This window comes from Vibrio sp. YYF0003 (genome assembly GCF_036350715.1).
Taxonomy (GTDB): Bacteria; Pseudomonadota; Gammaproteobacteria; order Enterobacterales; family Vibrionaceae; genus Vibrio; species Vibrio natriegens.
In genome coordinates, this window is the sequence record NZ_JAZDWA010000025.1 from 1 (window position 1) to 937 (window position 937).

General features: G+C 55.2%; 1 protein-coding gene. It reads left to right on the plus strand.

Annotated elements, in window-relative coordinates; translation table 11 throughout:
* Positions 1-937, plus strand: a 937-nt coding sequence (locus tag V1U08_RS22870; protein WP_330471473.1) for a VCBS domain-containing protein, incomplete at both ends; no start/stop codon positions are given.

The following is a 937-nucleotide window of genomic DNA, read 5'->3' on the forward strand; positions in this document are numbered from 1 at the left end:
CGGTCTCAGCGTCGGGAGAGCTGGAAGCGAACGGGCAGTTAACGGTTCAGGATGTAGACAGCGGTGAAGCCGCATTCGCGCCGATCACGGATGTCACCAGTGATTCAGGTTATGGTCATTTCTCACTCAGTGTCGACGGGCAGTGGCTGTATCACGCTGATAATAATCAGCCCGCTATCCAACAACTGGCGGCTGGTGAGCCATTAACAGACTCCATCACTGTTACCAGTGTCGATGGCACACGGCACACCATCAGCGTGACGATTGAAGGGACGAACGACGCCCCAATCGTGGCGCACAGCGTAGTAAATCAACAAATAGATGAAGACAGCGCGTTCCAGTTCACGCTGCCAACTGACACCTTAGGCGATATTGACCATGGCGATACCTTGACCCTCTCCACCGGTAGCCTTCCGAGGTGGCTGCATTTTGATGCATCAACTGGAACGTTCAGTGGCACACCAACCAACAGCGATGTGGGCAGCACGTCAGTCACGGTCACGGCGACAGACGATCATGGCGCACAGGTGTCGACCACCTTTGATTTAACCGTCAATAATGTCAATGATGCGCCAACGCTGACCCCGATCGCGTCTGTTTCTGTCGACGAGGACGGCCAGAAAGCGTCCGGTCAACTCATCGCTACCGATCCGGATGTGGGTGATACGCTGAGCTATTCGATTGCCAATCCGGTGTCCGGTCTGACGTTCAATCCTGACGGTAGCTGGGTGTTTGATCCAACCGATGCGGCCTATCAATCGTTGCCAGCAGGGCAAAGTCAGACTCTTACTATCCCGGTCACGGTGACGGACGCCGCAGGCGCAACAGATGTGCAGAATTTAGTCATTACCGTGAATGGTACCAATGATGGCGCAGTCATATCTGGCGCTGGAGCGCAGCTGAAAGAAGACTCGGCGGTCTCAGCGTCGGGAGAGCT